The following is a 23,632-nucleotide window of genomic DNA, read 5'->3' on the forward strand; positions in this document are numbered from 1 at the left end:
CGTATTCGCTCACAAGCTCAGGAAACAGCGCGCCATGCTAGCAAAGCAGCGGACCTGCAAACAATGCGCAACGCCAGGAGCGCAGTCACCGGTGCAACCCTTCGAGTCCCCGTCGAGTTGCCAGCTAACGCACTTGCGGAGCCGCCACTCTCAGTGTCAGCGAAAGGCGGCTCGAGGCATCTGGCGTGGCGAAAACGGAGAAGTGTCACGTCCCCTCGGCGTTTTCGATACCATGCTGTCGATGGTTGTTCGGACTGGTTTCTGCGAGGTTGAATGGCCGTTTCGAACCACGTAGCAGCGTTTACAATCCAAGCAAATTCCTACCCAAGCTTCAATCGTCATGAACAAAGCTGAGCTATATCGCACCGAGACGGACCGCATCGAATGGAAGCGCTCGCCTCAGGACAGCGACGGCATCCTGCGTGCTACTTGCGCCTTGGCGAACGACCTCGGCGGGAGCGGCGAGCCTGGCCGGCTAGTTATCGGGCTGGAAAAGGACGTTTTCCGGCGCGGAGTCGACGCAGAGCGATTGGATCAACTTCAGCAGGACCTATCGAGCAGACTGCGCTCGACCAAGATCCAGCCGACGCCAAGCTTCGACATTTCCGTCGATCACGGGGATGATGGCGTCACCCTCCTGGTTATCACCGTCATTCCTTATCCGGTTCCGCCGATGGTGATGGTAGATGGCGTTGCTTGGGTTCGCCAGGGCAGCTCGACCCGCCGCGCGACCCAAGCTGACCTGCTGCGCTTGAACGAGCGCCGTCCTGAGCACAGCCAACCCTTCGATCTTCGCCCGATCGCCGCGGCTACCCTTCAGGATCTCAATCTAGGCCTGCTCCGAGCTAGGTACGAAACCGAGCGCGACGAAGACCTCGACGAGGAGACCTTTCCCGGCTTGGAGCAATGGCTGACTCAGCGTCAGTTGGGCCGCCTGGTCACCAGGATCTGGCGCCCGAACCCGGCGGCGCTCTTGCTCTTTGGTGTGAGCCCGCAGTCCTGGCTGCCCGGGGCCACGGTCGAGTTTGTACGCTACGCGGGACCGGACATCGATAGCGAGGTGGTGGCCCGCAAGACGGTGACTGGAACCCTGGCGGATCAGCTGGAGGGAGTTTGGGCGCAGATAACCGCCCATCTCGCCTCTGCACCGGATCATCGGAAAAACGATGGCATCGTCGAACGTTATCTTCCGCAGTATCCAATTGAGGCGCTGAAAGAATTGGCTCGCAACATGGTTCAGCACCGCATGTACGAAGGAACCCACGCGCCTGGACGCATTGAATGGTTCAATACGCGCATCGAGTTTTCAAATCCGGGTGGCCCGTTCGGGCGCGCGAGCGAGGGCGAGTTTGGAGAGCATTCCGACTACCGGAACCCCATCGTGACGGCCGGTCTGGTAGACATGGGTTATGTGCAGCAGCTCGGGCGGGGCGTTCGGCGCGTGCGATTGCTCCTGGAGCGCAACGGCAACCCGCCGCTGGAGATCGAAAAAGATGGCTTCACGCGGTTGATCCTGAGAGCTCGACCATGAAATCGATCGTCTTCTTCAACAACAAGGGGGGAGTCGGTAAGACGACCTTGACCTTCAACATTGCACATATGTTGGCTGGACGTGGGGTGCGGGTGGTCGTACTCGACTTCGACCCACAGTGCAATATCTCCGCGATCTTTCTCGACGAGATCCGACTGTTCGAGATTTGGGAGGATGTGCGCAGCGATGCTACGGTGACCGGTTGCTTAGAGCCGGTGCGCAGGGGTAAGGGGGACGTGCTGCCGCCGCGCTTGGAGCGCGTTGCCGATGGACTCTGGTTGCTGCCTGGACACCTGGCACTCAGCCGATTCGAGCAGACTTTGGCGGAGGAGTTCGCCAAGACGCTGGCCTCGGACAATGATCGGGCGCTCGATGTGACGACGTCGCTCGATCTGCTGTCGAATCTCGCCGCCGAGCAGGTAGCGGCGGATGTGATGATCATGGATCTTGGCCCCAGTCTGGGCGCCCTCAACCGGGCCGCGCTGCTCGCTTGCGATCACCTGGTGCTTCCGGTGGCACCAGATCTGTTTAGCTTACAGGGACTCCGCAACGTCGGGCCGACTTTGCGCGAGTGGCGGCGCGACTGGGGCACTGTTCGTGAGCGTGGTCTCGCCGGCAAGCCCCAGGAGGCATTGCCCCCTCATGATTTCCTGCCGCTCGGTTACATGGTCCAGCAGCATCTTGCCCGGGCTGATCGACCCGTCGCGGGTTACGCCCGTTGGGCGCAGGCCATCCCCGCAGAGTATCGCCGATCCGTTCTGGATGAAGCGCCTAGTCAAACTGCGGTTTCCTTCGAGCAAGACGAGCATTGTCTTGCCCTGATCCCGCACTACGCCAGTCTGGTCCCGATTGCCCAGCAGGCACGTAAGCCGATCTTCGATCTCAAGCAGGCCGACGGCATCGGTGGGGGGCAGATTCAGGCCGTGGCACGCTGTCGGGACAACTTCAACCAAATTGGCGAGCAGCTGTTGGAACGGCTCGGGATCGAGGCGCCATGGATCCAACGATCTCGACAGCCGGTCGCTCCCGATAGCCCTGAGCATGGACAGAGCGCTGAGGCGTGGCGGTGACCCAACGGGGCGCAAAGACGCGGATGCAAGTACGTAGATCTCATGCGAGACGCCTTGCACTTGCGCCTTGCTCTGCTTCGCGGTGTCGCGCTCAGCAGCGAGCAGATGCGCACCTGCGGAGCCTGTCCTGGAGGCGTCCCGCATCGCCCGTGTTATCGACAAAGAGCTGCAACAGTCAGTAGGATAGCTGCGTCCAAAGACTCCGCGGTATCACGAAGCCGCCAACACTGACCTGGGAAGCACTGCAATCCATGATCAAATTCACAACCAACCACGGCGATATCCTGATTGAGCTCGACCACGACAAGGCTCCGGAAACCTGCGAGAACTTCGAGCAGTATGTCCGTGATGGCCATTATGACAACACCATCTTTCACCGGGTGATCGATGGCTTCATGATCCAGGGCGGGGGCATGGCAGCGGATTTTTCGCAAAAACCGACCCGTGACCCGGTCAAGAACGAGGCCAGCAATGGGCTCAAGAACGTCGCCGGTGCCGTCGCCATGGCCCGCACTGCGGACCCGCATTCGGCCTCGGCGCAGTTTTTCATCAATGTGTCCGACAATACCTTTCTCGACCACCCCGGGCAGGACGGCTGGGGCTATGCCGTTTTCGCTCGCGTGACCGATGGCATGGAGGTCGTCAATGCCATCAAGGGGGTGAAGACTGGAAACAAGCACGGCCACCAGGACGTTCCCCTTGAGGATGTCGTCATCCTCAAGGCCGAGCTGCTGGACTGAGCCCTGAACTGAGCCATGGAATGAGCCCTTAAAGGAGCAAGACATTCTTCCTGCCTCGGCTCTTGCGCTGACTGGCGTGCCGGCGCTTGTTCGGGCGGTATAGGGCGCGCGTCACCCGATGGACCAGCGGCTTTTTATCTCCGACCTGCATCTCGCCCCGGAACAGCCGGAGATGCTGGAGCTTTTCCTTGGCTTTCTGAGCAAGCGCGCGCGCGCGGCGGCCGAGCTCTACATCCTCGGCGATCTGTTCGACAGCTGGATCGGCGACGATGACGACACGGCGGAATATCGTCAGGTGATCGCCGCGCTGCGCCAAGCCGTCGACAGCGGCACCGCCTGTTGGCTGATGTGCGGCAATCGCGATTTTCTGCTCGGTCGGCGCTTCGCGCGCGCCAGCGGCTGCCAGCTGCTGGCCGATCCGAGCCGAATCCAGATCGCCGATCAATGGGTGCTGCTGATGCATGGCGATTTGCTCTGTACCGACGATGTGCCCTATCAGCGCTTCCGCCGCCGGGTGCGCAATCCTATCGTCAAGCGCCTTTTCCTGCTGCGCTCGCTGCGGCGGCGGCGCGAGATCGCGGCCAATTACCGCCGTCGCAGTCGCGAGGCAATGGCCGCCAAGCAGGCGGCCATCATGGACGTCAACCAGCAGGCGGTCGTGGCCTACCTGCGCCGCTATCGCGCCCAGCGGCTGATTCATGGCCACACCCACCGCCCCGGCGATCACAGCATATTGATTGATCAAGCTATCCGCACCCGTCAGGTGCTGGCGGACTGGCGCATGGACGCAGGCCAGGCCAAGGCTGAGTTGCTGGTGGAACAAAACGGACGCTGGTGGCGCGAGCCATGGCCCGGTGAGATGCTACGGTGAGGTGCTACAATAACGCCATTGTGACGGCCCACACGAGCATTTCACCATGATCTTCAAGCGCCTCTTTCGCAAGGCGCCCTCACCCGCCGCGCCCGACCCGCGCGCGCTCGCCGAGGCGGCGCTGAACGATGCCGATCCCGCCGCGCAGCGTGAGGCCTGCCGCCGGATCGATGACCTGAGTGTGCTGCGCCAGGTGGCGGAGCAATCATCCGATGCCGGCACCCGCGATCTGGCCGCCGCCCGCTATCGCCACATCCTGTGCAGGCTCGAATCCGGCGCCGCGCGCTTGGACCAAGCCATCGCGGAAATCCCAACCCTGACCGACCCGGACCAGCTCGGCGAGATCGCGCGTGAGGCGCGCGCCCCGGAGCTGCGTCTAGCGGCCATCGCGCAACTCCCGGCCGACGCGCCCGCGCTCGCCCGCTGCGCCGTCGAGGACGCCCTGCCTGGTCATCGCCAGCAAGCAGTGGAGCGCATTCGCGAGCGCCATCTGCTTGAGCAAGTCGTCCGGCAGATCGGCAAGAGGGACACCAAGGTCTACCGTTTCGCGCGGGAAAAACTGCGCAGCCTGGCGGAACAGGAGGAGCGCCCGCGCCTTGCCCGTCAGCGCCATGACGAGCTCTGCGGCCAGCTTGAGCGCCTGGGTCGCTTTAAGAACTGGACACAAGATCGCGCCCGCCTGACGCTGATCGACCGGCAATGGTCGGAGATTCAGGCCGACCTCGAACCAACGCAGCGCGATCATTTCCAGGCGCTGCGCGAAACCTTCATCGCGGAATTCGATCGGCACGCCCAGGCCAAGGCCACAATGCACGCCGCTCAACAAACCGCCACCGCCGACATGGCGCGCAGACAGGAGCTGATCCGTCGGCTGCAAACCCTTGAGCATGAAACCGACCCGCACCGCCTGGACGCTGAGCTTGCCAGCATCGGCGATGCCTGGAGCGATCTCGATGGCGAGCAGTCGCTCGATCCGAGCAACGAAGCCGAGTCCACTTCCACCGACCATGATGCTCCCGCTGCGGACCACGCGCTTGAGGCCATGCGCCATGCCGGGCAACAGGCGCTCGCCCGCGCGTTGGCGCGGCAACGCCAACTGCGCAACCAGGACACAGAAGACAAGAACGCCTTTGTCGAGCAAAACCACCAGCGAGAACTGCAGACACAACTTCTGTCAGACGCGGAGAACTTACTGGAAGCCTCTTCTGGCCCCATCGATTATCAGTCGGCGCGTAAGCTGCAAAAGCAGCTCAAATCCCTGCAGAACACGGACAAGGCACCGGCGGATGCAGAGCGCTCGCGCATTGCCAGCCTGCTCGAAACCCTCGACCGACGCATCTGCAAGCAGAGGCTGCACGCTGAGCGCAAGCTCGAGGCCGCGCCCGAGCAACTGCACCAACTGGCCGCGCATCTCGACGCCGGCGAGTTGCGCAAGGCCGAGCCGCTGCATCAGAAGATCGGCGCCGCGCTCGATCAGGCGCGCGCCGCCGACTTGCCCCGTTCCGAGATCAACAAGCTCGACAAGCAGCTCAACCACCACCAGGCCAAACTGCGAGAGCTGCAACGCTGGCGCCGCTGGAGCGCCGATCAGGGACGCGAAAGCCTGTGCCACGAGGCCGAAACCCTCCTCGCCCGCGCCGAGGCTGACACGGCCGACGCCGAGCTCGACACATTGGCCGCGCGTCTGAACCACTTGCGCCGCGACTGGCGCCGCATCGACCAGTCCGGCACCCCGGCTGGTGAGAGCTACTGGCAGCGCTTCAAGCAGGCCACCGACCAGGTCGCAGCCCGCTGCGAGCCCTACTTTCAGGCCCGCGCCGAACATCAACGTGCCAGCCGCGAAGCGCGGCGCATGCTGTGCGAAAAGCTCGAGCATTTTCTCGCCGCGGTCGACTGGGACAGCGTCGACTGGAAAGCCATGGTGCGCGCCGAGCGCGAAATGCGCCAGGCATGGAACGCGCTCGATCAGCCCGAAGCCGGGGGCCGCGGCGGTCTTGAGGGCCGCTTCCGTCGCGGGCTGGCACAAGTCGACAAGGCGCTGAAGGAAGAACGCGCAAGCAATCAGGCGCACAAGCGACATTTAATCGAGCGCATGCGCGAATTGGCCGAGATGGAGGATCTTGACGCTGCCATCGCTCAAGCCAAGTCCGCGCAAAAGCAGTGGCACACGACGGTCTCTGGACGCAAGCAGGAAGAAAACGCCCTGTGGCGGGAATTCCGCACCGCCAGCGATGCCGTTTTCGCCCGCCGCCACCAAGAGCGCGCCGCGCGCAGTCAGGAGTTTCAGGACAACCTGGCCCGCAGTGAAGCCCTGTGCGACCAGGCCGAAGCGCTGGTGGGGCGCGACAAGATCCAGGCCGCCACTCTGTCAGAAGACTTGCAGCAACTCACCCAGCAGTGGCGCGACAGCCTCGCCCTGCCCCTGCCACGTCAGGACAAAAAGCGCCTGGAGCAGCGCTGGGACAACGCCGAGCAACAGGCCCGCCAGTTGTTGCGGACCCTGCGCGACCAAGCCGATTGGGATGCGCTCGAAGGACTCAGGCAAAAATCTGATTTTCTGAGCCGCACCGCTGGGGCCATCCTGGCGGACAGCAGCGCCGCGAGCGAGCAACAGCTAAGGGCGCAATGGTCTCAGCTCGACGAATCGGACCACGAATCGCACGACGAATCGGTCGACAATGGCAGCCCCCCAAACCGCCACAAGAGCCGGCAGGCGCGCGCGGACCAGCACCGCAGCCTCCAGCAGCGCTTCGAGGCACTGCTGCACGCACTGCAGAACCCGAAAGCCCGCGACCAAATGATCGAGCAATGCGAGAGCGCCCGTCACGAGCGCGAAGCACTCTGCCTGCGGCTGGAAATTCTCGCCCACCTTGACTCGCCGCCCGAGCTCACCGCGCGGCGCATGGAATTACAGGTGGAACGCTTGCAGGAAAAACTCGGCGACGGGGACAACCAGGCCGATCCTCTCGCTCAGTCCAGGCCACTGCTTATCGACTGGTACCTGAACGCGCCGGCGGCGAACGACCAGCAACTCCAAGCCCGCTTCGAGCGCATCGAGGCGGCATTGAAGCCCGGAGCCTCAGCGGCTCAAACCCCACCAGCACCGTAAGCGCGGTGATCAGCCGGGCCGGTCTGCGCATCCTCCCAGACGCACACCCGGTCTCGCCCTGCGGTCTTGGCCGCATAGAGCGCTTGATCGGCCGCCTCGAATAAAGCCTGAGCCTGACGAATGCCGGATTCCGACGCACCGGGCGACTCGACGACGACGATCCGACTCTTGGCGACGTCGGGGATGAAACTGGCCGCGCCGATGCTCAGAGTGACGTAAGGCGCCGCATCTGAGTGCTCATGAAGGATGGTCAGTGCCCGCACAGCGGCGGCGCTCTTCTCGGCCAGCGCGACGGCATCTGCGAGCGAACTGCCAGGAAGCAGGAAGGCAAATTCCTCTCCCCCATAACGCGCCACCATATCGCCGGCGCGCGTTACCGTCGCGGCCAGCCGCTGGGCGACCTTGCGCAGACAGGCATCCCCCCGCACATGCCCATAGTGGTCATTGTAGGCTTTGAAATGATCGATATCGGCCATTAACAGCCCCAGCGGCTGCTGCTGTCGCTCGGCGCGCCGCCATTCCTGGCTGAGACGCAGACCCAGTGCCCGCCGGTTGGCAAGATCGGTCAGTGGGTCCCTGTCGCTGAGCCGCCGCAGGCGGTCCTTCTGTGCCTTGAGCTTGAGATGCAGACCAACCCGCGCGCGAACCAACGGAGGATTGATCGGCTTGCTCAGAAAGTCGCTGGCGCCAATTTCCAGGGCCAGCAGTTCGGTGTCGAAATCCATGGCGGTGGTGACGAAAATCACTGGAATTTCAGGATACTCGCGTTGCATGATCCGACAGACTTCAAAACCATCCATCTCTGGCATTTTTACATCGAGCAGCACCAGGTCGAAGGTGTCGCGATCCATGCGTTGCAGCGCTTCCGCGCCGCTGGTGGCAAATCTTAAATCCCCCACGCCTTCAAGCGCCGCATGCAGCACCCGAATCGCGATCGCCTCATCGTCGACAATCAGCAGCCGCGGACGGTCATTCTCGCGAGCACGTCCGCCAGTGAAACGGGGGAGATATTCCTGCTGCGCGGATTGGGTGGCAAGATTCATTCTATCGTTCCCTAAAGAGTGGATGCCTGCATTGCATAGTGTATCGACGCTCAGTTCCATCGGAAGTGATAAATAATCCCCGCGCGCGCCAGGCGGCGATACACCCTGGGCCCACAATTGGCGAGCACAATCCGCTCTCGCAGATAGCCGGCATGGTGATTTAGCAGCAAGAGCAGCGCCATCCCAGAATCAAACACCTTTTCCGTCGCGGACAGATCGACCACCAGAGTTCGCGGCTTAACCGTCAGGAGCGTCTCAATCGCCTGACGGATGAGCGCAATGAGCCTGAGATCGAGCTGCTCGCCAGGGCGCACGACCAGGGTGTTGGATTTTTTGTCCCACGCCAGTTCTCCGCCCATCACGACGTCGCCTTCATGGTGACTGCGCTCCCCGTGCGGCGCGAGATCAGGCAACGCCTGCTGATCGGTCTGACTGAGGGGTAGGTTGATCGGTTGGCTTAAACTCTTCTGAAGCTTCATCGCTACCTCCAGTATCAATGGATAAGACTCCACAACGCCGCATCTCTGCACGCTGGCATTGGTATGGGGATTATCCGGCCAAGCACACCGAAGGGTGATCGGGAAAGTCCTGATCCTTGAGTCCGGGATACTCACCCACACAAGCTCGGAGCATCCAGCAGGCCCGAGCCGCGCTCGTTTTCTATGCCCACAAGGAAAGTATTGACGAAAACAAGCACTTTGTTGATAGGCAAAGTGCTGCTCCTTGGGTCGGGCGTTCTCCCTGGCCGATACCTGGGTCATTGCCGACCGGGCCTAAGGCATCGCCGGCGCGAGCGGACCCGTTATATGTTCTCTTCGGGGCTATACTTTAAACAACCACACTCAAAAAGCGTCCGCGGCAGAGCCCTGATCAGGGTTTCCGGAGGGGGGTAAATCGGGGGATGGCACATTGCCTGATGCGTTTGGAATTGTTCCTATGGAGAGTGATAAGAAATGCCTCTGGACTCGTTTGGAACCAAGGGCCAAATGCGATCAGGAATGACAAGAAATGCCTCTGGGCTCGTTTGGAACCAAGGGCCAAATGCGATCAGGAGCAGCGAGAAAAGCCGTCATGCATGACAATTCCCCCATAGCGCCTCACGCCGTCCTGCCGAGCCATTCAGTGATAACCAAGAGCGATGCACGACGCGTCCTTATAGTGGACGACCATCCTCTTGTGCGCGCAGGTCTCTCGGCGGTCATTAATCAAGAGTCGGACCTTTTTGTTTGTGGAGAAGCGGGCACCGCTCGCGAGGCCATGGAGCTTGTTCAACACACCCAAGCGGACATCGTGATCCTGGATCTGACGCTGCCCGACGGCAGTGGGCTGGACCTGATCAAACGACTGACCAAGCTGCCGGGGTGCCCGCGTCTGCTGGTCTGCTCCATCCACGAGGAATCGCTCTTCGCCCAGCGCGCGCTCGCAGCCGGCGCCAGCGGCTACATCAATAAGCAGGAGGCAACCACGCTGGTGGTGACAGCGATACGCAAAGTCTTGTCTGGTAGCAACTACTTGAGCGAAGGCATGACCCAGTTTTTGCTGCGCCAACTTACTGGCCGCGTAACCAACGACAGCCAAGCTTCCGTCGATAGTCTGACCGCACGCGAGGTAGAAGTGTTTATGCTGATCGGAAAATGCCTGAGTGCCTCCAAAATTGCCGAACAGCTTCATTTGAGCGTCAAAACCATTGAAACCCATCGCGCGAAGATCAAACGCAAGCTCAACCTTGCAACCAGCGGTGAGCTGACACGCTACGCTGTGCAGTGGGTACTGGAACAACACTGAGACCTGACTGGGATTTCCTTGTACACTGGTCTGAGACACCCCGGTTATTTCAGGTCGATTCCAAAATGCATTCTGCTCCCAACAGCCCCAAAGACACACCGACCGACGCCTCACCGACGCCCCTCTTGTCTGCCGACAACGCCTCTTCAGCAACTGAAACCCCGCCCCCGGCACCCGAAGACGCATCCCCTCCGCCCGACAGCGCGCCAGCGCCCTTCCCTATCGTCGGCATCGGCGCATCGGCCGGTGGCCTTGCCGCCTTCGAGGCGTTCTTCTCGGCCATCCCCCCCGACACCGCGACCGGCATGGCCTTTGTGCTGGTGCAGCATCTCGCGCCCGATCACAAAAGCATTCTGACCGATCTGGTCAAACGCTATACCTGCATGCAGGTGCAGGAAGTCACGGACGGCATGGTGGTCGCGCCCGACTGCGCCTATATCATCCCGCCCAAACTCGACATGGCGCTGTTCAATGGCAAGCTGCACCTGCTGGAGCCCTCCACACCGCGCGGACAGCGCCTGCCGATTGATTTCTTCTTCCGTTCCCTGGCCGACGACCAGCATGAGCGCGCCATCTGCGTGGTGCTTTCCGGCACGGGTAGCGACGGCACCCTGGGCGCACGCGCCATCAAAGGCGCTGGCGGTCTGGTCGTCGCCCAGAGCCCCGACACAGCGGCCTATGACGGCATGCCGCGCAGCATCATCGCCAACAGTCTGGCGGATCTAGTGTTGTCACCGGCGGAAATGCCCGAACGCCTGATGACCTACCTCGGGCAGGCCTTCGCTCAACCGGCGGACGTGAAAGACCCGCTCATTAAGGCCGAGGATTCTCTGACCAAAATCTGCCTGCTGCTGCGCGATGCCACTCGTCACGACTTCTCCCAATACAAGCGAAGCACCCTGGTGCGCCGCATCGAACGGCGCATGGCCCTGCAACAGATCGAGCGGCAGTCGGATTATGTCCGCCACTTGCAACGCGAGCCTGGGGAGATTCTGGCACTTTTCCACGATTTGCTGATCGGCGTCACCAACTTCTTTCGCGATCCAGAGGCCTTCGCGGTGCTGGAGACCGAAGTCATCCCCAAGCTGTTCGCGCGCAAAGCCCAACACAGCACAGTGCGCATCTGGGTGTGCGGCTGCTCTTCGGGCGAGGAGGCCTATTCCATTGCCATCCTTGCGTATGAGCACATGGAAGCCATGAATCTAAAACACGAGTTGCAAATCTTCGCCACCGATGTGGATGTACGCGCCATCGCCCAGGCGCGCGCGGGCAGCTTCCCGACCAATATCGCGGTCGACATCTCGCCCGAACGGCTGGAGCGATTTTTCACACTCGACCCGGAAAACCAGGTCTACCGCATTCAGAAAGTAATTCGCGATCTACTCGTGTTTTCTGAGCAGGATCTCATCCGCGACCCCCCATTCTCTCGCATCGACCTCATCAGCTGCCGCAACCTTCTGATTTATCTGGATGGAAACCTGCAACGCCGAATCATCCCGCTGTTTCATTACGCCTTGAGTCCAAACGGGGTGCTCTTTCTTGGCAGTTCGGAAACCATCGGCGACAACATGATGATGTTCACCGCGCTGGATCGCAAATGGAAGATCTTCGCCCGGCTCGATCCCATCGGTGGCATGCCTGCACCAACGATTGGGGAACTCACACTCAAGCGGTATGAGGAACCGAAAATGGAGACTCTGACGTCGGGCGCGCAAGGAACCCTAGCAGCGGCCTCGGACCTGCACGCCCTGACCGTGCGCACTCTGCTAGAGCATTTTAATGCCGTTGGTGTTCTCATCGACGCGAAAGGCACGGTTTGCTACATTCACGGCCGCACAGGGCGATATCTCGAGCCGGCTGTCGGCAGCGCCAACATGGACATTTTCCAGATGGCGCGCGACGGACTGCGGCGACCGCTGACCGCAGCGCTGCAGCGCGCCATTTCGCGCCAGGAGGTCATACAGGCGCCGAATATCCGGGTCAAGACCAACGGGGACTTTGCGCGCGTCAATCTCTCCATCCGACCGATCAAACCCGTTGCGCGCGGCGGCTCGGGCGACGACCCGGGCAGCTACTACTTGGTCGTCTTTGAGCCGGCAGCGAATGCAAGCTCCGATGATGCGGGCGCAAAACCAGCTCCCGATAGCGCGACGGGCGCAACCCCAAAGACAAAACCCAGCACCGACAGTGAAGGCCCGGAGCCGGCGCCCTCTTATGAGCAGGCAATCCGCCGTATTGCCGAGTTGGAGGACGAACTGCACGCCAACGAGGACTACCTGCAAACGACCCGCGAGGAAATGGAGACCTCGAACGAAGAGCTGAAATCCACCAACGAGGAAATGCAATCGGTCAACGAGGAACTCCAGTCTACCAACGAGGAGCTGGAAACCTCTAAAGAAGAGCTACAGTCCGTCAACGAAGAACTGGCCACAGTCAACACCGAACTCCAAACCAAGGTGGTCGATCTCTCGCGTGCCAACGACGACATGAACAACCTGCTGGCGGGCACCGGGGTAGCCACGCTCTTTGTCGATGATCGCCGGTGCATCAGCCGCTTTACGCCAGCGATGACGAAAATCATCAAGCTCATCCCAGGCGATACCGGCCGCCCGGTGGGCGATATCGTCTCGAACCTGATCGGCTACACAACGCTTGAGGAAGACGTTGATTCAGTGTTGCAAACCCTGGTACCCATCGAGAAGTCCGTGCAGGCACTGGATAACACCTGGTACCTGATGCGGATTGGCCCCTACCGCACCCTGACCAATGTCATTGAGGGTGCGGTCATGACCTTCGTCGACATCACCAGCCGCAAGCGCATGGAAGACGATCTGCACAACGCGCGCACCTTCGCCGAAGGCATCGTCGAAGCCGTGCGCGAGCCCTTGATCATCCTGGATGGCGAAACGGTGCTGATCTCGGCCAATCGGGCGTTTTATCGGCATTTTCAGCTCACCGAGACCGAGACCCTGGGTCAGGCCCTGTTTGAGCTTGGCAAGGGCCAATGGGACATCCCCGCACTGCGTGAGCTGATCGAGAAGATTCAAGACTCCAGCGCAAGCATTGACGACTATCGCATTGAGCATGATTTCCCCCGGCTCGGTCGCCGGGTTATGCAAATCAACGCCCGCCGTCTGTCAGCCATGAGCGACCAGAAGGGGCACATCCTGCTCGCGTTCGAAGACATGAACGTCCCTGTGGAACCCGACACCGCGCCACCGGCGGGAGGCCCGCTTGAGCCGAACAACAAATGACGCCCAGCACCCGGAAACACCGCTGGCGCCGGCAGCCGCGAGCGCCAGCGCGCCCGCGTCCAGCCTCGACCTGCGCGCCCGCGCCGAGGCTCGCCTGGTCGCGCGGGGCAAGCTGCCCTCCGAGCCCCTGACACGCGAAACCAGCCAGCAGCTCATCCACGAACTCAGCGTCCATCAGATCGAGCTGGAAATTCAAAACGAGGAACTGCGCCGTTCCCAAAGCGAGCTGGAAGCCTCTCAAGCGCGTTACTTTGAGCTTTACGACCTCGCACCCGTCGGCTATGTCGCCTTAAACGATGGCGGCCTCATCAAAGAAGCCAACCTCGCCGCCGCCCGGCTGCTCGACCTACCCCGCCGGGATCTGATCAACAAGCGCCTGTCGAACTGGATCAAGCCGGACGACCAGGACATCTTCTATCTCTGCCGTCGACGACTCAAGGCCACGGCGCCCCAGCAGCAATGCGAACTGCGCCTTCAGCGTCCCGACGGCTCCAGCCTTTGGGCGGCACTGGCGCTGTCGCTGCAACCGGGGCGCGAGAGCGAACCCCAATGCCTGGTCGTCCTCAACGATATCGACGTTCATAAACAGCTGGATGCCCTGCGCAGCCAGACCGAACAGGACATGCTGAGCCTCAACGCCGAACTCGAACAGCGCGTGCAAACCCGCACCGCAGAGCTTGAGCAGGCGACCGCCGCTCTGCAAAAAACCGAGGAGCGTTTTCGCTACGCCATGGATGCCACGCAGGACGGCATCTGGGACTGGCAAATGGCGAAAGATAGCGTGTACTACAGCCCTGGCTATGCCCGGATGCTGGGCTATCAGCCCGGTGAGCTGACGCCAAACAAGGGCGCTTGGCTGCAACTGCTTTTTTCGGGAGAACGTGAGTCAATTGCGACGAACCTCAGTCACCAGTTGCCTAGCGGGACCCTTTCTCTGGAGTACCGTTTGCGCACCAAGACGGGCGGTTATCGCTGGGTTCTGGGCCGCGGGAAGGTGGTGGAGCGCGACGCCGATGGGACACCAATCCGGGTCGTTGGTACGCACGTCGACATCACCGAGCGCAAAACCGCTGAGCTGATCCTGCGCAGCTACCGCCAGATCGTCGAGACCGCCAGCGACATGCTGATCTTTCTCGACCGCGAGTTGCGCTACCAGATCGTCAACCCTGCCTATGCGACTTGTCACGGCAGCACGCCGGAACAACTGCACGGACAGCCCCTGGAGGCGGTCGAGGACGCCGAGGTCTTTGCCCAAGTCCACCCGCACCTGCAGGCAGGGCTCGCCGGCAAAATCCGGAAGTTTGCTGTCCGCTGCAAAAACACGGACGGTCAACCCCGCTGGATCGATGCGGAACAGCGGCCTTTTTTCCAGAGAGGCAAGGTCGTCGGCTTGGTGGTCAGCTTCCACGACATCACTGAGATACACGAGGCCCGGATTGCCCTGGAGGCCGAACGGGCGCATCTGGAAGCAGAGGTCACCGCCGCCCGCACCGCTGAGCTGCGCATGCAAACCGAGCGCCTGACCCTGGCCACCGAGGCCGGCGGCGTCGGCATTTGGACATGGAATCCGGACAGCGGCACCATCACCTGGGACACACAGGTTCGCGAGCTCTATGGACTGAGCAGCCAAGACGCCACGCCCTCGGTTGAGACCTGGAAGCGCTGGGTGCGCCGGGAAGATTTCCCACGCCTCATGGTAAGCGTTAGACGGGTTCTGAACGGCAAGCGCCAGATCTTCTATCATGTGTTTCGGATTCGCGCCCGCAACGGCCAGGAGCGCTATATTGCCGCCCGCGGCCGCCTGCTGCCGCCGACAGCCGAAGGTGAGCGCTTAATGCTCGGCGTCAACTGGAATGTCACCGATGAGCAGCGCACCGCCGCCGCCCTGCGTGTGAGCGAGGCCAATGCCAACGCGGTAGTGAACGCATCACCCGTGCCACTGGCCATCACCCACAAGAGCGACGGCGTCTGTCACCTCAATCCCGCGTTCGTCGCGACTTTCGGCTACGACCTCGACGAGATCCCCACCTGGAGCCACTGGTGGAGTCGTGCTGTGCCCGAACCCGCCGAGCGCGCGCGCACCCTGTCCATGCTTCAGCAACAACTGACGACCATCACGCAGGCGAACAATCCCAGCGACCCGCTCGAAATCAAGGTTCGCCGCCGGGATGGCCGCGAGGCCGTCGTGGTCATTCGTGTCACACAGATGGGGCACGATAAACAACTCAACACCCTCTACGACATCACCGAGTTGGTCCAGGCACGCGTCGCCGCTCAGCAGGCCGCGCGCGCCAAGTCGGATTTCCTCTCGCACATGAGCCACGAGATCCGCACACCGCTGAACGCGGCGCTGGGAATGACGGAAGTCCTGGAACGGACCCACCTCGATGCAGAGCAGCTCCACCTGGTGCGCCAGGTGCGCATGGCCGGACGCTCCCTGCTGGAGATTCTGAATGACATCCTGGATATCTCGCGCATTGAGGCCGGAGCAATGCAGATCGAACAGCGTGCTTTCGCGCTGCCCTCGGTGCTGAACTCGCTCGAAGCGCTGCTGTCGAGTGCGGCTCACCAGAAAAAAATCAGGCTCGCGATCAGCACGCCTCCCGCAATCGACGGCGCTCTGCTGGGCGATGCGCGACGACTGAAACAGGTCCTGATCAATCTGGTGGGCAATGCCATCAAGTTCACCAAGCACGGCGAGGTGTGGGTCGAGATCACGCGACTTGAAGAGACCACAGAAGAGATTGGTCTGCGCTTCGAGGTGGTCGACACCGGCATTGGCATCCCACCTGAGATGCTTGAGCTTCTGTTCCAGGCCTTCGTCCAGGGCAGCGTTGGCGTGACTCGTCGTTTCGGCGGCACCGGACTTGGATTGGCGATCTGCAAACATCTTGTCGAGGCCATGGGCGGCACCATCGGCGCGGAAAGCCTGCCAGGCATCGGCAGCCTGTTCTGGGTCGATCTCACCTTCGGGCGCACAACCGAGACGCCCGAACAACCTGAGACGCTCGAGCCGAGTGCATCCCCATTCACCGGCGAACCGCGTCTGGACGGGGCGCGGATGCTACTGGTGGACGACAGTGCCATGAATCGGGAGGTGGGCGAGCGCCTGCTCATGCTGGAGGGGGCGCACATCACCCTAGCCAGCGATGGCCGCAAGGCCCTGGAGTTACTGCGCGAATACCCGAGGGACTTCGACGCGGTGCTGATGGATATACAAATGCCAAACATGGACGGCATCACCGCAACCCGACGCATCCGCGGCGAACTTGGGCTGACCGATCTGCCGATCGTCGCCCTGACCGCCGGCGTGCTGCCAGCGCAGCAGGCCGCCGCGCTAGAAGCCGGAATGAACGCGGTCTTGATCAAGCCGCTGGAAACGGATCGGATGGTCGCCACCTTGCGCCAATGCATGGGGCTTGAACCAGCCTCAGGCTCCCGCGCTCCGCCACCCTCGACCAAGGTCGCCGAACCCTTCCCCGAGATCCCCGGGATCGACCCGGTCCAAGTCAACCAGATCACTGGCGGAAGCCCGGCTCTATTTGAGAACCTGCTGTCACTCTTCGTCGCAGACGCCCCTTCCTCATTGACGAAAACCCGCGAAGCCCTAAAGGTCAACGACCGCATGCTGGCGAGCCGACTGATGCACAGCCTGCGCGGCAATGCGAGCATTCTCGGAGCGCCCGGGATTATGGACGCAGCCAAAGCGCTGCAGGACAGCATTGATGCGGGAGAGAGCGACCTGGACGGACCACTCGATGCGCTCGCCACACAGCTTGCCCCACTGATCGCGGCCAGCAACGCCTGGCATCCGACGCAACCGGCGACGGAAACACAGGCCAAAGCAGCCTCTCAAAAAGCGTCGGAACCTCCACATGACGAAGTCGAGGCGCTGCATGCACTGAGAGCCATTTTGCGCATCAATGACCTCGATGCCATCGCCCATTTCGACCGACTGCGCCCGGAACTCAACAACATCCTGGGCGAGACGCGCAGCGAGGCGCTCGGCCGCGAGATCAGCAACCTGCGCTTCAACGAGGCGCTGGCGCTGCTGGAGCCCGCCATCGCCGAACAGGGACCAGTGGGACCACATAGCGCAGATGCGTGAGAAGCCCGCACAACTCATCGCGCCGACAGATTCTCGGGTGTGCTCAGAGTCGGAACCGGGGTCTGAACGGACGCTGCGGCAGCGAGCCGAGCAGATCGCGCGCGATACACCGGCCGAATCTCAGGAAGCTATCGCCACATTGTCACCAGAAGACATCCAGCGGGTGTTTCATGATATTCGTGTGAAGCAGATCGAGCTAGAGCTGCAAGACAAAGAACTGCAACGCGCCAAGGCGCAAATCTGGACCGCACAGGCCCGTTGCCACGTCTGCCAAAAGCGGACACTACTCAGCGCCCCGCCGGACAGCGAGAAGCTTTTCCGCGCGATCTTCATGACCGCGCCGATCTGCATTTTGATCCACGACAAAGATAGCGGTGAGATGCTGGAAGCCAACCCGACCGCCTGCGTGCCCGCGAGGCGGCCGGGCAAGCGGCCCAGATTAAGTCCCAGTTCCTGGCCAACATGAGCCATGAGATCCGCACACCACTGAGCGCCATGCTGGGCCTGGCGCAACTGCTGGAAGGCGAGGCGCTGTCCGCAGAGCAGCACCACCTGGTCCAGCAGATGCGCACGGCCGGACGATCCCTGAACGCGCTCGTCAACGACATCCTCGATCTCTCCAAGCTCGAAGCCGGCCAGTTACGGCTGACCGCAAGAACCTTCTCGCCAGTGGCCGTGCTGGCACCGGTCGCAAGCCTCATGGGTCAGCAGGCCCGCGCCAAGGGACTCGTGCGCCCGCGGAAGAGATCGAAGACGCCGAGCAACCGAGCGGCCCGCGCCTGAGCGGCCTGCATTGTCTGGTCGCGGATGACTGCCCGATGAATCGGGAAGTGGTCGAACGCGCACTGCGGCGAGAGGGCGCTTGTGCGACTCTGGTCACCGATGGTCAGCAAGCGCTCGACTGGCTGCGCGCCCACCCCCAGGATGTCGATGCGGTGCTGATGGACGTCCAGATGCCGGCGCTGGACGGGCTGACTGCGACTCGTAAGCTCCGTCGGGAGCTTGGTCTGACCGATTTGCCGGTGATCGCCTTCTCCGCCGGCGTGCTGACCGAGCATCGCCAGCAGGCCGAGGAGGCCGGGTTCAGCGACTTCCTGGCGAAGCCCGTGGACCTGGAAGATCTCGTGTCGATACTGGGGCGTTGGTGCACAACGCCCGCGGCGGACGCATCGCCGCCCAGCAGCACCCCGACACAAAAGCCATCCAGGCAGCCGAACACGGACTTTCCCGACATTCCCGGACTCGATACCCGTCAAGCGGCGCGATATTTTGACAACGATTGGTCACGTTTTCTGAAATCGCTGGCCTCCCTAACCACTGACTTCCACGATGCGGCACAGCATACGCGCGACGACCTGGCGCGTGGCGCGGTTGACGCCGCCGCCCAGCGGCTCCATTCCTTACGGGGTCGCGCGGGCTATCTTGGCAAGCAGGATTTGATCCAAACAGCCGCAACCTTGGAACAACGCCTGCTGGAAGGGCGCACGGATCTCAAGGACTTAATCGATGCGTTCGAGGAGCAGCTTGCCGCACTCCTGACCGCGCTCAAACCCTGGCTGCCATCCAAAGACGAGAAGGCTCGAATACTCATTGTCGATGACGACCCCGCCAGCGTCAAAATGATGGGGGAGGCACTGATGCCCGAATATCAATGCGAATTTGCCTTGTCCGGAGCGCAGGTGCTGGAACAGCTGAAGACAGCGGCGCCGCCTGCGCTGATCCTGCTCGACCTCATGATGCCGGAGATGGACGGCTACGAATTGTGTCGATCTCTTCAGGAAGAACCAGGATGGCAGGACATTCCGATCATTTTCGTGACGGCCAGCCAGGACATCAAGAATGAGACTCAGGCCTTGCAAGCTGGCGCGACGGATTTCATCCCGAAACCCATCGATCCGTCGGCACTGCGCTTGCGGGTTGAAGTGCAACTCCTGTTGCGCGAGTAGGTTCACCGCGCCTTCGAGCCTCAAAGACCAGTTGCGCCAATATAGCAAAGGTGAGTTACGGGTCGAACATTCCCGAATCAGGGGTAGGTTTGAGGCACAGCGGTGCAGGCAAGGCAGACATCGGTCATTGAGTCGCTCAACGCATTGAAAATCAGCCAAGCAACGCAGAAGCTGTCAGCAACAGAGCCACTTCGGTGATCTCGACCAGAGCGCCGGCCCCGTCGCCGGTGAAGCCACCGAGCCGATGTATTTGCGACGCGCGCCACAGCAAGAGACTCAGCCCCGCAACCACCAGCCACAGAAACCAGCCCAGCCCGAGCCAGGGCCAGGCGAGCAGCCAGCAGCCGAGCGCAAGACCCCAGGCCGGGGTGCGCGGCAACCCGGCGCGCAGCGCGGCGCCCATGCCGGTCTCGGTCGCGCCCGGCGTGGTTAGCGCCAGCAACAGAATTTGCAGCCGCGCGAGTGCCGGCACCAGCAGCAAGACCGCCACGACGGCTCCCCTGCCCTGTGTAGCCATGAGTTCCGCACCAGGTCCGCTGCCCGACGCTGTCATCTGCTCGCTCGCCGAGGCCAGCAGCACCCAAAGTGCGCTCCATTTCGCCAGCAACGCCAGCATCAGCGCCACCGCGCCCATGGCGCCGAGATGCGGATCTTTCAAAATCGCAAGGGTGCGCGCACGATCCCCCAGCCCACCGACCCAGGCATCGGCGCAGTCCGAGAGTCCGTCCAGATGCAAAGCGCCGGTGCCCCAAACCCAGGCGATCAGCAGCACAGCCGCAACGACCGGCGCCGGCGCCCCGCTCAACAGCCAAGCGAGCACAGCCAAGAAGCCGCCGAACAGCAGACCGACCAGCGGATACAGCAGGGCAGCGCGCCCGGAGTCGGCCGGTTGCAGCGCAGTTCCAACAAAGGGATCGGGCAAGGGCGCGCGCGTCAGGAAACGCCCGGCGATCAGGAAAGCTCGCCACCAGTCGGAAACAGTCTCTTGCATCGTCATCGTCTCGGGAAAAACTGCAGGCTGACCATTAAACCCCACCTACTGGGGGAAGATGCGCGACCAGACTTGGCAGACCGCCGCCTTCGGGCAAACGCCAGCGGGTGATGCCGGCGGGCGGCACTTCAAGCAGCAGTAAGGCTGCATCGGCCAGGCCCAGCACCTCTGCGAAAATCGACCGGACCACACCACCATGAGTCACCAGCAGGCCGTGACGCCAATCACTCTCGATCAGCTCCCACCAGGCAGCGGCGACGCGGCGGCGGAAGGCGGCGAAAGGCTCGGCATCGGGCGGGTCGAACGACTGGGGCGCGGACCAGAAGGCGGACAGGTCGGCGAGCGGAATCTCGCTCGCGGTGAGCCCCTCCCAGGTGCCGAAGTCACGCTCGGCGAAAGCCGGCAGCTCAAGCAGCGGCAGCGCCCACGCACCGGCGAACTCGCGCGCGAACTCCCGGCAACGCCTGGCCGGGGAGCTCAGGACCATGTCCCAGGGCGCGCCATGGCGGGCGGCCAGGTCGTTGAGCGCCTGTTGCATCTGCTGCCAGCCTTGGTCGGTGAGGGGATCATCCTGGCGGCCGCGAAAGCAGGGACCGCCCTGGACTTCACCATGGCGCAGCAGGTCGATGAAACGACCGCTCATGAGCGATGACCGTCAGCAGTGGGCTGTTCGCCAGCGCAATCAGGTTCCGCCGGTCCCTTCACCGGTCCCTTCACTACCAGGGGCAAGCCAGCCACGCATAGCAGCACGCGTTCGCACTGGCGCGCCAGGTCCTGGTGGAGCTCACCAGCGAGATCGCAGTAGCGCCGCGCCAGTGCGTCCACCGGTATCACGCCCTGATTGGTCTCGTTACTCACAAAGATCACCCGACCGGGCAATTCGGGCAGCAGGGCGCGCAGCGCGGCCAGTTCGTGCTGGAGCAGGTGTTCATCCTCGGCCCACAGCAGGTTGGCGAGCCAGAGGGTGAGGCACTCGACCAGCACGCAGCGCTCCGGCGCGGCGGTTGCGCGCAGGGTATCGGTCAGATGCAGGGGTTCTTCGACCAGGCTCCACTCGCGCGGGCGACGCTCGCGGTGGGCCTGCACGCGCGCTTGCATTTCCACATCCTCGCCGGTGGTCGCGGTGGCGAGATAGGTCACTGGCCAGCCGGAGTCCAACGCCAGGCGCTCGGCCAGGCGGCTCTTGCCCGAGCGCACGCCTCCCAGGATCAGGATGCGCTGCGCGCGCGGGTCAGGGCGCATAGCGCAGGGTGACGAAGACTGTCCGCCCGGGTTGGTTGTAATAGGCGGCGGTTTCATAGTGCTCATCGAACAGATTCTCTATCCGTCCCTGCAGCACAAGGCTGCGGCTGAAGGAATAGTCGGCGCGCAGATCGAACAGGACGAAGCTGTCCAGTCGGGTCTGGTTGGCGAAATCATCGTAACTGCGCCCGGAATAGTTCAGGGTACCACCGACACCGATTTGGCCGAACTGGCGGTCGGCGTCCAGGCGGAAGCTCTGCTCCGCTCGGCGCGCGAGCAGGTTGCCGTGATCGGCGCCATTGGACGTGTTGCGCGGATCGAGCAGCGTCAGGTTGGCATCCAGGTCCCAACTGCCAATGCGCGCCGTGGTCCAAAGCTCGACGCCGCGAATGCGCGCGGAATCCAGATTAGCCGGCGCCGAGGTGGTGGCGTCGAAGGCGATGAGGTCATCGATATCCGTCTGATACAGGCTCATGCCCCAGTCGCCCCAGGGATGTGGCCCGCTCAGCCCCAGCTCGGCGCTGCTCGCGGTTTCCGGCTTCAGGTCGGGATTGCCGAAGCCGGGATAATACAGCTCGTTGAAGGTAGGGGCCTTGAAGGCCGTGCCCCAGGATGCGGTCAGCCGCAGCCCGTTGTTGAGCCAGTACCCCCAGCCGAGACTGCCGGTTGTATGACCGCCGAACTGCTCGTTGTCATCCTGACGCAGGCTAAAATGCAGGTCCTGTGGGCCGAATTGGCCGAGATACTCGCCGAAGACGCCAAGGTTGCGGCGCGAGTCGGACTCATAGCGCTGCTCGGCAGCGACGTGGTCATACTGGTAGTCAAGGCCAAGACCCAGTTGATGTCCTTCGGCCAGCCGGACTTGGTTCAGCCAGCTGAAAAGATCGCGGCGGGTGTTGAAATAATCGATCTCATCGTCATCGAAATAGACCTTGGAATCATCCCAGGAGCGCGCCAGCGACAACTTGGTCGACCAATTCTCCAGCGCTTGCCAGGACAGATTGACGCCGGCGACCTGCAACAAGCCCTTACTGGCATTGCCGGACCACTCGCTGCCGTCATAGTCGGTGTCACTGGCCGAACTGAGAAAATGCAGGTCCGCTTCCAGACGCTCGGAAAAGCGATAACCGGCCCTGAGCGAGGCGTTATCGTTGCGGTAGCCGTCGCGATCGGGCTGATCGACAAAGCAGCCGCCAACATTCGGCTCCCCGGTGCAGGCGTTGAACCCGTCGCTGCGCTCGAAGCCAATACCGGCATCGAACCAGGCGTGCTTGGTGCTGCCAGAGAGCCCAAGATGCCCTTCCACTGATCCATAACTCCCGGCACCAGCCACCACCCGCGCATTGAGCGGCTCGCCCGCTTCTCCTGCGCCCTTGCGGGTGAAAATCTGAATCACACCGCCGATGGCCTCGGACCCATAAAGGCTCGAGCGCGGCCCGCGCACCACCTCGATGCGTTCGATCTGCTCCACCGGAATGTTCTGCCAGGGCGTCGTGCCCAAGGTCGCAGAACCCACCTTAACGCCATCGATCAGCACCAGGGTGTGGTCCGACTCGGTGCCGCGCAGATAAATCGAGGTCGGCTGACCAGGCCCGCCGGATTCGCTGAGACCCACGCCCGGCAACCCGCGCAGAATGTCGGTCATGGTGCGCGACTGGCGTTTTTCGATCTCCGCTCGCTCAATCACTGTCACCGAGGCCAGCGTCTGTGCGGTGGTCTCCGGCATGCGCGTGGCGGTGACCACCAGGGGCTCGAGCTCGGTGGCATCCTCGACAGCGGCTGCCGACAGGGTGGGGAAAGCGCTCGCAAGCGCGACGGGCAGCAGGCTGCCCAGGGTTCGATGTTTCACGAATGTCCTCGTCCTGCATCCGCTCACCCGCGGATGCTGCTGCGCCAGATGGCATGACGCGGCAATTGCCCATTTTCATGGGGGGACGGGACA

17 protein-coding genes are annotated in these 23,632 nt (G+C 62.4%); 11 read left to right on the plus strand and 6 right to left on the minus strand.

Annotation, left to right across the window (positions count from 1 at the left end):
• The first annotated feature begins 340 nt into the window (after positions 1 to 340).
• The 5 genes from Thiosp_RS13065 to Thiosp_RS13085 all read left to right on the plus strand — a co-directional run bounded on the left by Thiosp_RS13065 (position 341) and on the right by Thiosp_RS13085 (position 7,321).
• A complete protein-coding gene (locus Thiosp_RS13065; RefSeq protein WP_201067965.1) occupies positions 341 to 1,531 on the plus strand; it encodes an RNA-binding domain-containing protein in 1,191 nt (396 codons plus the stop codon).
• Positions 1,528 to 2,601 carry a ParA family protein gene (locus Thiosp_RS13070; protein WP_201067966.1) on the plus strand — a complete coding sequence of 358 codons (1,074 nt, stop codon included), beginning with the start codon at positions 1,528 to 1,530 and terminating at the stop codon, positions 2,599 to 2,601. Before Thiosp_RS13065 ends, Thiosp_RS13070 begins: the two co-directional genes overlap by 4 nt.
• Before the next feature lie 251 nt (positions 2,602 to 2,852).
• The gene (locus tag Thiosp_RS13075) at positions 2,853 to 3,341 is read left to right on the plus strand and encodes a peptidylprolyl isomerase (RefSeq protein ID WP_201067967.1); all 489 of its coding nucleotides are present in this window, start codon (positions 2,853 to 2,855) and stop codon (positions 3,339 to 3,341) included.
• A gap of 118 nt (positions 3,342 to 3,459) precedes the next feature.
• The gene (locus tag Thiosp_RS13080) at positions 3,460 to 4,212 is read left to right on the plus strand and encodes a UDP-2,3-diacylglucosamine diphosphatase (RefSeq protein WP_201067968.1); all 753 of its coding nucleotides are present in this window, start codon (positions 3,460 to 3,462) and stop codon (positions 4,210 to 4,212) included.
• 46 nt (positions 4,213 to 4,258) lie between these two features.
• Positions 4,259 to 7,321 (plus strand): DUF349 domain-containing protein, encoded by a 3,063-nt coding sequence (locus Thiosp_RS13085; protein WP_201067969.1) that lies wholly within the window; start codon positions 4,259 to 4,261, stop codon positions 7,319 to 7,321.
• Here the strand turns inward: Thiosp_RS13085 and Thiosp_RS13090 are convergent.
• Positions 7,300 to 8,364 carry a diguanylate cyclase domain-containing protein gene (locus tag Thiosp_RS13090; RefSeq protein ID WP_201067970.1) on the minus strand — a complete coding sequence of 355 codons (1,065 nt, stop codon included), beginning with the start codon at positions 8,362 to 8,364 and terminating at the stop codon, positions 7,300 to 7,302. The genes Thiosp_RS13085 and Thiosp_RS13090 overlap by 22 nt on opposite strands.
• A 50-nt stretch (positions 8,365 to 8,414) precedes the next feature.
• The gene (locus tag Thiosp_RS13095) at positions 8,415 to 8,843 is read right to left on the minus strand and encodes an STAS domain-containing protein (RefSeq protein ID WP_201067971.1); all 429 of its coding nucleotides are present in this window, start codon (positions 8,841 to 8,843) and stop codon (positions 8,415 to 8,417) included.
• Between the two features lie 592 nt (positions 8,844 to 9,435).
• Between Thiosp_RS13095 and Thiosp_RS13100 the strand changes: the two genes are divergently transcribed.
• The 6 genes from Thiosp_RS13100 to Thiosp_RS13125 all read left to right on the plus strand — a co-directional run bounded on the left by Thiosp_RS13100 (position 9,436) and on the right by Thiosp_RS13125 (position 19,457).
• Positions 9,436 to 10,149, plus strand: coding sequence for a response regulator (locus tag Thiosp_RS13100; RefSeq protein ID WP_201067972.1), 714 nt, complete (start codon positions 9,436 to 9,438; stop codon positions 10,147 to 10,149).
• Positions 10,150 to 10,214: 65 nt separating this feature from the next.
• Entirely contained in the window at positions 10,215 to 13,403 is a 3,189-nt protein-coding gene (locus Thiosp_RS13105; RefSeq protein ID WP_201067973.1) for a chemotaxis protein CheB, read from the plus strand.
• Positions 13,384 to 17,511, plus strand: a complete 4,128-nt coding sequence (locus tag Thiosp_RS13110) for a PAS domain S-box protein (RefSeq protein ID WP_323696462.1) — start codon at positions 13,384 to 13,386, stop codon at positions 17,509 to 17,511. Before Thiosp_RS13105 ends, Thiosp_RS13110 begins: the two co-directional genes overlap by 20 nt.
• Positions 17,504 to 17,977 (plus strand): hypothetical protein, encoded by a 474-nt coding sequence (locus tag Thiosp_RS13115; RefSeq protein ID WP_201067975.1) that lies wholly within the window; start codon positions 17,504 to 17,506, stop codon positions 17,975 to 17,977. The genes Thiosp_RS13110 and Thiosp_RS13115 overlap by 8 nt, the downstream gene beginning before the upstream one ends.
• On the plus strand, positions 17,974 to 18,294 hold the full coding sequence (locus tag Thiosp_RS13120; RefSeq protein WP_242518729.1) for a sensor histidine kinase: 321 nt from the start codon (positions 17,974 to 17,976) through the stop codon (positions 18,292 to 18,294). The genes Thiosp_RS13115 and Thiosp_RS13120 overlap by 4 nt, the downstream gene beginning before the upstream one ends.
• A 35-nt stretch (positions 18,295 to 18,329) precedes the next feature.
• A complete protein-coding gene (locus Thiosp_RS13125) occupies positions 18,330 to 19,457 on the plus strand; it encodes a response regulator (RefSeq protein ID WP_242518730.1) in 1,128 nt (375 codons plus the stop codon).
• 151 nt (positions 19,458 to 19,608) lie between these two features.
• On the opposite strand, the gene Thiosp_RS13130 is transcribed toward Thiosp_RS13125, so the two are convergent.
• The 4 genes from Thiosp_RS13130 to btuB are packed head-to-tail and all read right to left on the minus strand — an operon-like array spanning position 19,609 to position 23,539.
• Complete coding sequence (locus Thiosp_RS13130; protein ID WP_201067976.1) at positions 19,609 to 20,448, minus strand: adenosylcobinamide-GDP ribazoletransferase; 840 nt, start codon at positions 20,446 to 20,448, stop codon at positions 19,609 to 19,611.
• Positions 20,449 to 20,482: 34 nt separating this feature from the next.
• Positions 20,483 to 21,091, minus strand: a complete 609-nt coding sequence (locus tag Thiosp_RS13135) for a histidine phosphatase family protein (RefSeq protein WP_201067977.1) — start codon at positions 21,089 to 21,091, stop codon at positions 20,483 to 20,485.
• Entirely contained in the window at positions 21,088 to 21,690 is a 603-nt protein-coding gene (cobU, locus tag Thiosp_RS13140; RefSeq protein WP_201067978.1) for a bifunctional adenosylcobinamide kinase/adenosylcobinamide-phosphate guanylyltransferase, read from the minus strand. Before cobU ends, Thiosp_RS13135 begins: the two co-directional genes overlap by 4 nt.
• Positions 21,680 to 23,539, minus strand: a complete 1,860-nt coding sequence (gene btuB, locus Thiosp_RS13145; protein ID WP_323696463.1) for a TonB-dependent vitamin B12 receptor — start codon at positions 23,537 to 23,539, stop codon at positions 21,680 to 21,682. The genes cobU and btuB overlap by 11 nt, the downstream gene beginning before the upstream one ends.
• Positions 23,540 to 23,632: the final 93 nt, after the last annotated feature.

It is taken from the genome of Thiorhodovibrio litoralis (assembly GCF_033954455.1).
Taxonomy (GTDB): Bacteria; Pseudomonadota; Gammaproteobacteria; order Chromatiales; family Chromatiaceae; genus Thiorhodovibrio; species Thiorhodovibrio litoralis.

Bases quoted from the DNA above. Each gene is read 5' to 3' on its own strand.
- Thiosp_RS13115 (WP_201067975.1), top strand. From the start codon at position 17,504: ATGCGTGAGAAGCCCGCACAACTCATCGCGCCGACAGATTCTCGGGTG.
- Thiosp_RS13065 (WP_201067965.1), top strand. From the start codon at position 341: ATGAACAAAGCTGAGCTATATCGCACCGAGACGGACCGCATCGAATGG.
- Thiosp_RS13125 (WP_242518730.1), top strand. From the start codon at position 18,330: ATGAATCGGGAAGTGGTCGAACGCGCACTGCGGCGAGAGGGCGCTTGT.
- Thiosp_RS13135 (WP_201067977.1), bottom strand. From the start codon at position 21,091: ATGAGCGGTCGTTTCATCGACCTGCTGCGCCATGGTGAAGTCCAGGGC.
- cobU (WP_201067978.1), bottom strand. From the start codon at position 21,690: ATGCGCCCTGACCCGCGCGCGCAGCGCATCCTGATCCTGGGAGGCGTG.
- Thiosp_RS13080 (WP_201067968.1), top strand. From the start codon at position 3,460: ATGGACCAGCGGCTTTTTATCTCCGACCTGCATCTCGCCCCGGAACAG.
- Thiosp_RS13090 (WP_201067970.1), bottom strand. From the start codon at position 8,364: ATGAATCTTGCCACCCAATCCGCGCAGCAGGAATATCTCCCCCGTTTC.
- Thiosp_RS13085 (WP_201067969.1), top strand. From the start codon at position 4,259: ATGATCTTCAAGCGCCTCTTTCGCAAGGCGCCCTCACCCGCCGCGCCC.
- Thiosp_RS13095 (WP_201067971.1), bottom strand. From the start codon at position 8,843: ATGAAGCTTCAGAAGAGTTTAAGCCAACCGATCAACCTACCCCTCAGT.
- Thiosp_RS13100 (WP_201067972.1), top strand. From the start codon at position 9,436: ATGCATGACAATTCCCCCATAGCGCCTCACGCCGTCCTGCCGAGCCAT.
- Thiosp_RS13075 (WP_201067967.1), top strand. From the start codon at position 2,853: ATGATCAAATTCACAACCAACCACGGCGATATCCTGATTGAGCTCGAC.
- Thiosp_RS13120 (WP_242518729.1), top strand. From the start codon at position 17,974: ATGAGCCATGAGATCCGCACACCACTGAGCGCCATGCTGGGCCTGGCG.
- Thiosp_RS13105 (WP_201067973.1), top strand. From the start codon at position 10,215: ATGCATTCTGCTCCCAACAGCCCCAAAGACACACCGACCGACGCCTCA.
- Thiosp_RS13070 (WP_201067966.1), top strand. From the start codon at position 1,528: ATGAAATCGATCGTCTTCTTCAACAACAAGGGGGGAGTCGGTAAGACG.
- Thiosp_RS13130 (WP_201067976.1), bottom strand. From the start codon at position 20,448: ATGCAAGAGACTGTTTCCGACTGGTGGCGAGCTTTCCTGATCGCCGGG.